This is a genomic window from Kitasatospora sp. NPDC003701, from assembly GCF_053587085.1.
Map to the genome: position 1 here is coordinate 75,957 of NZ_JBSFNM010000023.1, position 9,526 is coordinate 85,482.

Annotated in this window: 4 protein-coding genes; all 4 read right to left on the reverse strand. The window is 74.5% G+C overall.

Annotated elements, in window-relative coordinates; translation table 11 throughout:
* Nucleotides 1-24: 24 nt before the first annotated feature.
* On the reverse strand, nucleotides 25-1,611 hold the full coding sequence (locus tag ACWDRR_RS22535) for a hypothetical protein (protein WP_449773977.1): 1,587 nt from the start codon (nucleotides 1,609-1,611) through the stop codon (nucleotides 25-27).
* 74 nt (nucleotides 1,612-1,685) lie between these two features.
* Entirely contained in the window at nucleotides 1,686-2,612 is a 927-nt protein-coding gene (locus ACWDRR_RS22540) for a phosphotransferase (RefSeq protein ID WP_449773978.1), read from the reverse strand.
* A complete protein-coding gene (locus tag ACWDRR_RS22545; RefSeq protein ID WP_449773979.1) occupies nucleotides 2,609-4,027 on the reverse strand; it encodes a condensation domain-containing protein in 1,419 nt (472 codons plus the stop codon). Before ACWDRR_RS22545 ends, ACWDRR_RS22540 begins: the two co-directional genes overlap by 4 nt.
* Nucleotides 4,024-9,522, reverse strand: a complete 5,499-nt coding sequence (locus ACWDRR_RS22550) for an amino acid adenylation domain-containing protein (protein ID WP_449773980.1) — start codon at nucleotides 9,520-9,522, stop codon at nucleotides 4,024-4,026. Before ACWDRR_RS22550 ends, ACWDRR_RS22545 begins: the two co-directional genes overlap by 4 nt.
* Between the last annotated feature and the right edge of the window lie 4 nt (nucleotides 9,523-9,526).

Consider the following 9,526-nt stretch of genomic DNA (forward strand, 5'->3'; position numbering starts at 1 on the left):
CCTTTCGGACTGAGGCGGTCGGGGTCATTCGCCGATGACCACGCCGCACGCCTTGGCGTGGGAGCGGATCGCGGTGCGGGCCCGGGCGAGGTCGTCGAAGCCGATCTCGGGCATCAGCGCGAGGGTGTAGTCCCGCATCGCGTCCTCCGGCATCACCACGTCCTGGTGCGCCCAGCGGGCCGAGACCGCGGCGAGGGTGGCGTCGTCGGCGACGGTGAGGCCGAGTTTCGCGGCGGCCTGCCGGGCGGCGTCCGGGGTGGTGAGGTAGGTGTAGTCGCGGGCGCCGGGCTGCGGGGAGAGCACCTCCACGTCGACCGCCGAGAACACCCCGTGCTTGCCGCCCTCGGTGATCAGGGCCAGGATCCGTTCGACGTTCTCGTCCAGCAGGGCCCTGGTCATGCCGAGGTGGCCGACAACGAACCCGGCCCGGATCAGCATGCCGTGGTCGCGGGCGACGGTGATCGCCTCCGAGTTGAGCTCGTACAGCTTCTCAGCCTCCGCGAGGACGTCGCGGCGCCGGCCGCCGACCGGCTTGTTCATGGCCGCGAGGGACAGCGGGGCGCCGGCGTCCATTCCGATCATGATCTGGCGCACCCCGAGGGAGGTGAGCAGCGCGGTCTTGCGGGGGTCGGCGATGCCGTCTGCGCGTCCGTACCCGACCAGGAGGGGCTGCTCGTCCTCGCGCAGGGCGGACCACCAGGCGGGCGCGTTGTCGGCCATGCCGAAGAGCAGCTGGGAGAAGGTGAGCGGGAGTTCGTCGGCGGTCAGGTAGTGGTAGTCGTAGCCGGCGCTCCAGGCGGCCTCGATGGCGGCCCACGCCTGGGCGGGGGTGAGCTGGTTGCGCCACAGCTGCCCGGGGTGGATGGAGCAGAACGTGCAGGCGTCGTCGGCGGCGAATTTCACGCAGCCGCGGCCGATGTCGACCGGCACGCCGGCCGTCACGGTGCGCCCGAGCAGCTCGTGGATCCGCGGGGCGATCCGGTGGCCGAACTGGCGGGTGTACAGCGGCGTCTGGGGGAAGGCGCGGTCGACCAGGGTGTAGTCGTAGCCGGAGAAGACCGGCTCGGCCCGCGCAGCGGTGGTGTGCACGCGGCCGTCTGCGCGGTACACGAGGCCGGGGAACGCGGCCGGGTCGATCGGCGCTCCGGCGTGCAGGGCGCTGATCAGGTTGGTGAACGGCCGGACGACCTCGTTGCCGACGAAGCCGTAGTCCAGGCTGGGGGAGGCGTTCATGCACGCCGTGGCCAGGGAGCTGAAGTGGTCGTTCCCGGCGACGGTGGTGATCCGGGCGTCCGCGGCCTTGGCGTGCCGGGCGATCAGGACGCCGGCCTCGTAGTTCGCGGTCAGCATGCCCAGGCAGACCGCGAGGATGCGGTCGGCGTGGACAGTGATGTACTCCAGGACCTCCTCCAGGGGCGTGATCGTGCCGTCGACGTAGACCGGCGTCAGCGCCGGGTTCTCCGCGAGGGAGGAGACGAGGGACAGCGCGCCCAGGCACAGGAAGTCCGACCAGTCGGAGTGCTCCTCGGGGCGGGTGACGGTCAGCAGCCGGCCCTCGATGACGGTGTTGGAGTTCGGCGGGACGACGACCAGGACAAGATCACGAGGCATGGCGGTCTGCTCTCTGCAGGGTTCGGGGGCGCACCCGGCGGGGCGCGCGCGAGGTCATGGGCGGCTGGCCGGGCTCACGGCTGAAGCTGCGGCCAGCGGTCGGTGAGGGAGACGGCGAGATGGTGTACTGCGGCGGCCGAGCGCCCGGCGGGCAGGCGGCGGTGCTCCTGCTGCCAGCGGTGGCGGCGCAGCGCGACGAGCACGGCCGCGTACAGGGCCGCGTCGCGCACCAGGGCGGCGTTCAGCGTCGTTCCGCTGCCCTGCTGGTAGCCGGCCAGCAGGTGGCGGGCGCGGCGCGGGGAGAATCCGCGCCGGTGGCACAGGCCGAGCAGCGCCATCCCGACGTCGAGGTGGGGCAGGTCGAGCGAGCCGTCCTCCCAGTCGAGGATCACCAGGCTCCGGCCTCGGACGATGATGTTGTCCGGGAACAGGTCGCCGTGGACCGGTACGTGTGGGGCGTCGTGCTCGGGGACGTGGGCGACGGCGTGCCAGGTGGAGTGTGCCCAGCGGGCGAACGGCCCGTCGGGCAGCGCAGCCAGGGTGGCGGCGTCGGCATCGTGCAGCCGCAGGTGCGGGTGCAACGCACTGTCGAAGCCGGCCGCCGTGGTGCGGTGCACCTGCCCGAGGAGGAAGCCGGCCTCGTGGACGAGGCGGGCCGGCAGGCGGTCGGGGCTGCGCCCGTCGACGAAGTCGCAGACGATGACCGGCCGGGCGCCGTACCGGGTGACCCAGCCGCCGTCGCGCAGCGGACGCAGTTGCGGCACCGGAGCGCCGGTGAGTTCCAGGTGCCGTAGGAAGCGGGCGTACTCCTCGGCCTGGGCGGGCGTCTTCTTGTTCAGCACGGTTACCACGACCGTGCCGCTACCGGTCTCTGCCTTGAGGTGGGTGTTCTCCATGCCGCCCGGCAGCGGCCGCGCCCGTCGCAGCGTCAGGCCGTACGCGTCGAGCAGGCGGGCGGAGTCCTGCTCGGTGAGCGGCCCGTCGGCCTGGGCGGTGCTCACCGGGCCTCCGTCGTCGCCCGGGGCAGGGTGGTGGTGATGTCGGCGATGGTGGTGTGGGGGTTGGTGACGGTGCGCATCGCCTGGTCGAGGCCGGTGAGCGTGGCCGCGATGCCGGGCCGGGTGGCGGTGTCGGTGCGCCAGGTCAGCGTTCCGGCGAGGTGACCGGCCCTCTCGTCCAGGACCCAGCGCTGTTCGATGCTGGTCGGCGTGCGCCGGGGGCCGTGCCGCTCCAGGTCGATGTCCTGGCAGTGCAGGCCGTCCAGGGTCAGCGACCTGGTGCGCATCGAGTTGAGCGCGAGCGTCACCCGGTACAGCGGGCCCTGCCCGAGGGCGTCGGTGTCGCGCAGGTCCTGGTAGAGGTCCTGGATGGGCAGGGCCTGGTGCTCGATGGCCTCGGTGACGGCGGTGTTCGCCGCCGCCACCAGGTCCCCGGCGGTCATCTGCGGGTGGACGTGCAGCCGGATCACGGCGGTGTTCACGAAGTAGCCGATCAGGTGCTCGGCTCCGGGCCGGGCCCGGTTGGAGATCATCATGCCGATCCGTACGTCCCGCTCGCCGCCGTGGCGGTGCAGGACCACGGCGAGCGCGGCGAGGAACGGCCCGGCCACGCCGCCGCGCCGCACGCTGGTGGCCGCGGCCGCGCGCAGGCCCCGGACGAGGTCGGCCGGCACGAGGACCGGCGCGACGTCCACTGGGCTCAAGCCGTCGGCTTGCGGCTCGGTCGGGCGGCCGGGCAGCGGCGGGGCGAGTCGGCGTCGCCAGTAGGCGAGCTGGCGTTGCTCCTCGGGGCCGCCGCGCTCGGCGCGCATCTGTCGGCTGTGGGCGGCGAAGCTGCGGGTGATCGCAGGCAGGTCCGCGTCCCGCCCGGCGTGGGCGGCGTTGTAGAGCTCGGACAGGTCGCTGTAGAGGACGCCGATGGACCAGCCGTCGCTGACGGCGTGGTGGATCTGCAGCAGCAGGACGTGCCGCTCCTGGTCCAGGCGCAGCAGGCGGGCGCGGAAGAGCGGGTCGTGGCGGGGGTCGACCAGGCGGGCCGGGGCGTGGCGCAAGAGTTCCTCCGCCGTGGGCAGGTCCTGGCCGGCGCCGAGGTGGAGCGTCTGGCAGCTCATCGGGCCGGGGGTGCGGTCGGTGACGAACTGGACGGGGGTGCCGTCGGGACGGCGGCGGAAGGTGGTGCGCAGCGCGGACTGCCGGGCGACCAGCGCGGTGACGGCGCGGCTGAGTGCGGCGGTGTCCAGGGGGCCGTCGATACAGATGGCGGCGGTGTCGATCGGGCGCAGCCGGGTCGGCGTGCCGGGGGCGGGCCAGGAGCCGTCGGGCAGGACGAACTCGGCGTCGAACAGGCGCTCCTGGCCGGGCGAGAGCGGCGCGATGTCGGTGACGACGGCCGGGAGCTCGGTGGCGGTGGTGGTCATGCGGGCTCTCCTCCGGTGGCGGGGTGGTCGGGGATACCTCCGAGGAGGGTGTGCAGCAGGACGAGGCGTTCGCCGCCGGGCAGCAGCCAGCGGATCCGGTCGAAGGCGAGGCCGTGCACCGGGGCCAGAGCGAGGCCCGCATCGATGGCGGCGGTGCACAGCAGTTGGCCGATGTAGCCGGCGTTCAGCAGGGCGAGGGGCTCGGCGTCGGGCCCGTACAGCGGGGCGGAGTCGGCGGGGTCGGTCGCCAGGAAGATGCTGAACGCCGCGGTGCCCGCGAGGGGCCGGTTGGCCGGGCCGAGGTGGATGCCGGGGTCGAGGTCGACGTCCGGGGCATGCGGGGTGAGGTCGTGCGCGTCGGGGTGGTACTGGTACAGCCCGCCGGGCAGGCCCTGGACGCGTCCGGGCCGTACGTGGAGGTGGACCTGGACCCCGTACAGGCCGCCGGCCGAGGGGTAGAGGAAGGCGGGCCGGCCACCGGCCTCGGTGCGGCGCAGGCTGTCGAGCAGGTCGGCGAGCGCGTCCAGGGTGACCGGGCGGGGGTCGAAGGCGTACGGGGTTCGGCGCCGCGCCCGGACGTCGAGGTTGCCGGGCGCCCGGTTGGGCAGGGTGCGGGTGGCGGGGGCCGGGCCGTGGGCGGGCCGGGCGGCACGGAAGGCGGCCCGTTCGGCGGGGTCGGTCAGCTGCGGCCAGCCGGACCACACGCCCGGCGCGGCAGGCACCGGGGTATCGGTGGGCTCATCGACCTGCTGGAGGAGGGTTCGCAGGGTCGGGGCGGCGTAGAAGTCCTTCAGGTCCGGGCGCCGGCCAGCGTGCTGCTCGACGGTGTTGGCGAGACGGATCACATCGACGGAGGTAATCCCGAAGGCGAGGAGGTCATCGTCCAGCCCGGGCCGGCCCGGCACGATCGCGGCCAGCGCCGCCCGCACCTCGTTCTCCAGGGCGGTGTCGTGGCGGGCCGGCCCGGTGGCGAGCTGTGGTGCCCGGTGGTCGAGGTCGGCGGCGAGGCGCTCCAGCGCGCCGCGGTCGACCTTGCTGGTGGCGCTCAGCGGTAGGTCAGGCAGGACCGTGAGAGAGGCCGGGAGCATGTGGGCGGGCAGGCGGCGGGCGAGGTCGGCGCGCACCGCGTCCAGGGGCCGGGCGGTGACGGCGAAGGCGGCCAGGCGCCGGTCGGTGCGCTCCCCGGTGGCGACGACGGCGGCCTGCTCGACGCCGGGAACCGCGCGCAGCGCCGTCTCGACCTCGTGCAGCTCGACGCGGTAGCCGCGGATCTTGACCTGGGCGTCGCGGCGGCCGAGGAACTCCAGGGTGCCGTCGGGGCGCAGCCGGCCCCAGTCGCCGGTGCGGTACAGCCTGCGGCCGGTGCGGCCGTCGAAGACGAACGCGGCCCCGGTCAGCTCAGGGGCCCGCCAGTAGCCCAGCGCCGTGCCGTGGCCGCCGATGTACAGCTGGCCGGGGACGTGCACCGGGCACGGCAGCAGCCGGTCGTCGAGGACCTGGACGCTCTGCCCGGTCATCGCGGTGCCGTACGGGATGCTCGGCCAGGCCGGGTCGACGTCGCCGATCTCGTGGAGGACCGACCAGATCGAGCCCTCGGTGGCGCCGCCGAGGCTGACGATCCGGCACTTCGGTGCGCGCTCGCGCAGCCGCCCGGGCAGGTCCAGGGGGATCCAGTCGCCGCTGAGCAGGCACACCCGCAGGCCCTCCAGCACCGCGTCACCGGCGGGCAGGGCGTCCAGGAACAGGTCCATCAGCACCGGCACGCTGTTCCACACGGTGACGTGCTCGGCGCGGGCCAGTGCCGTCCAGGCGGCGGGGTCCCGGCGCTGGTCGCGGGTGGGCACCACCACGGTGGCGCCGGCCGCGAGGGTGCCGAACAGGTCCCAGACGCCGAGGTCGAACGTGGCCGGGGACACCGCCAGCACCGCATCCGTCGCCCCGATGCCGAACCGCTCGTTGACGTCGAGAATCGTGTTGAGCGCGCCCCGGTGGGAGATCATGACGCCCTTGGGACGGCCGGTGGACCCCGAGGTGTAGATCACGTACGCGAGGTCATCCGGCGTGCGACCCCGCTGCGCCCGGCCTGCCGCCGTGTAGCTGGCGGTGGTGGGGTCGTCGGTGAGGAGGACGGTCAGGCCGGCGGGCAGGCGGGTGCGGGCCGACGTCTCCTGCTCGCTCACGACGACCGCGGCGCCGGTGGCGTCCAGGAGGTCATGGAGGCGCTCGGCGGGCCAGGCGGGGTCCAGGGGCACGTAGGCGTATCCGGCGAGCAGGACACCGAGAGTGGCGGCGGCCTGTTCGCGGCCGGGCCGGCACAGCACGGCGACGAGTTCGCTGGCAGACTCGGCGGCGGTGATCCGGTCCGCGATCTGCTGGGCCGCGGCGGCGAGTTCGCCGTAGGTGGTGCGCTCGCCGTCGCAGACAAGCGCGGTGCGCCGCGGGTGTCGCCTGGCCTGTTCGAAGAACGGCTCGTGCAGGAGCCGGTCGCCGCCGAGCGGCGCGGCGAGCTCGGGCGCCGGGGCAGCGGCGGTGAGGCGGGGGCGCTCGGGGGCGGCGGGGTCGTCGATCAGGGTGCGCAGCTGGGCGGCGTGGTCGTCGAGCATCGCCTGGACCAGACCGTCGGGCAGACGGCCGTCGACGGTGTCGAAGTTGATCACCAGGTCGCCGGCCACCTGGTAGGTCTGGTAGTCGACCAGGACCTGCGGAGTCTGGCCGATCCCGAAGCCGATGGTGCCGGGGAACGGGGTGGCCGGCTCGGCGCCGGGCACCTCCAGGTCGAGGGTGCTGGTGAACACGACGGGCGCGGCAGCCGCGGTACGGTCGCGGGCCTCCCGCAGGTCCCGCAGGACCTCGACTCCGCTGTAGCGGGCATGGTCGAGGTCGGCCCACAGCTGGCGCTGCAGCGCGCGCAGCCGCTGGGCGAACGTCGGCGCGCCCAAGTCGATGCCGGTCAGGACAGTGGAGGTGAAGTCGCCGACGATCCGGTTGATCTGCGGGTGAACGTCGGGCCGGTTGTAGATGGTGGTGTTGAGCAGGAAGGCGCGGCTGTTGGTGAACCGGCCGAGCGTCTCGGCGAAGACGGCCATCAGCAGCGCGGACAGGGTCGCGCCGTGCGTGGCGGCAAGGCGGCGCAGCGCGGCGAGGTCGTCGGCGGGCAGGCGCAGCTGCAGCCGGGAGAACCTCGGCCCGCTGGCGGTGTCCGCGGGCTCGGGCAGGAACGGCAGCGCGGGCGGCGCGGGCAGGGCCGGAAGCTTCGCCCGCCAGTAGGCTCGGTCGCGCTCGTATCGCGGGCCGGTGGCCAGGGCGGGCAGGTGGGCCACGTAGTCGGCGAAGGTCACATCGAGCGCGGGCAGTTCGGCGCCCGGGTCCTCGTAGAGGGTGCGGGCCTCGCGGTAGAGGATCTGCCAGCTCAGCGCGTCGCCGATGAGCAGGTCGAGGCTGAGGAACAGACGGGTGGCCCCGTCGGGCAGCAGGGCCGCCTCGATGGTGAACAGCGGCCAGGTGCCGGTGTCGCGGCGGGCGTGGGCCAGGCGCTCGCGTATCCGGGTGAGCTGTGCCGCGGGGTCGGCGTCGGTACGCAGGTCCGCAGTGCGGATCCGGTACGGCGGGACGTCGGTCAGGATCTGCTGGCGGCCGTCGGGGGTGGTGACGGCGCGCAGCATCGGGTGCCGGTCGATCAGGGCCCGCCACACAGCGGCCAGGCGCTCCAGGTCGACCTCGGGCAGGTCGGCCTCGGTGTAGAGGTGGGAGTCGACGCCGCCGAGGTCGAAGTCCGCGCTGCGCCCGGTCCAGTAGGCCTGCTGGATGCCCGTCAGCGCGAACGGCTTCCCGGCGTTGGCGGGTGCGGGGGTGAGCGGGGGCAGCGGGTCGGGCGCGGCGGTGTCGGCGGTGAGGAGGTGGCGTACCCGGGCGGCCAGCGCCCTGGGGGTACCGGCGGTGAGGAGGTCGCCGAGGGTGAGGTCGACGCCGAGGGCGGCCCGCAGCCGGGTCGTGAGCCGCAGCGCCAGCAGTGAGTGTCCGCCCGCCGCGAGGAAGTTGTCGTTGGCACCGGCCGGCTGGCCGAGGACGTCGGCGAAGGTGTCGGCCAGCACCCGCACCAGCGGGTCGCCGTCGTCGGCGGCCCGGCCGGACACCGGGTGGTCCGCCGGTGCGGGCGGGCGGGGCTGGAAGGGGACAAGGCCGCGGGCGGCCGTGACCAGGTCGGTGACCACGGCCGGCGCCCCGCCGTCGAGTCGGCGCAGCACCGCGTGCAGGGCGTCCAGCGCGGCGCGGGCGTCGTCGTCTCCGACGCGGGCTCGGTCGTTGACCAGGCGCAGCCGCAGCCCGTCGAAGGTCTCGACGACCAGGGCGAGCAGGTGGCGGGTACGCCCGCCCTCGGACCGGATCCCGGCCGTCTCCAGCACCAGGCCGGTCCCGGAGCCGCTGTCTCCGGTGTGCGGGTAGTTGGCGATCGACACCACGCTGTCGTAGAGCTCCCCGCCCGGCGCGAGCCCGGCCCAGGCGTACAGGTCCGCGGTGGAGCAGGCGCTGTTCCCCTCCGCCTCGGCGAGAAGGTCCTGGATGCCGCTCACCCAGCCCGCGGCGTCCCCCGCCTGGCCGGGCAGCCGGATCGGCACGGTCGTCGCGACGGGCCCGACCACGTCGGCGACGCCGGGGAAGGCGCTGGTGCGCCCGGAGACGGTGACCCCGATGGCGACGTCGTCGCGGCCGCGCTGCCGGGCGGCGACCAGGCCCCAGCAGGCGATCAGCACGGCCGCCGCCGTGGTGCCGTGCGCGCGGGCGAAGCCTTCCACCGCCTCGGCCGTGGCCGCGTCCAGATCGAGCCGGTGCTCCCCGTACCGCTCCTGGCCGGGGGCGAGCGGGTGCTCGGCGGCTGCGGGCAGCACTTGGTAGTCGGCCAGGTGCCCGGTCCAGTACGCCTGCTGCCGGGTGCGGTCCTGGGCGGAGAGCCATCGCGCGTATGCGCCGAACCCCGCCCGCCCGGCCGGGACATCGTGGCCTGCGTAGCGCTGCAGGAGTTCGTTGACGAGGGCGAGGTGCGACCAGCCGTCCAGCACGCCGTGGTGGTGGGTCCACACCAGGTGGTGCCGCTCACCGTCGAGGTGCTGGATGGCCAGGCGCAGCAGCGGCGGCCGCGTCAGGTCGAACGGGTGGGCCCGCTCGGCGCGCAGCAGTTCTTCCAGGTCGGCCTGCTGGCGGGCGGTGTCGTGGCCGCGGCTGTCCACGACGCCGATCGTGATCTCGCCGCGGGTGAGGACGACTTGCTGCGGGTCGGCGGCCAGGTTCCAGGCGAGGCCGGTCCGCAGGATCTCGTGGTCGGCGATCATGCCGGCCACGGCGCGCTCCAGGCGGGGCGCCTCCAGCGGCCCGGCCAGGGGGAGGACGGCCTGCTCGACGAACAGGGTGTCGTCGGGGGCGGCAGCGAGCGTGCCGAGGAGGAAGCCTTGCTGTGCGGGGGTGGCGGGGTGGACTGCGGCGATCGTGCGGTCGGTCATGATC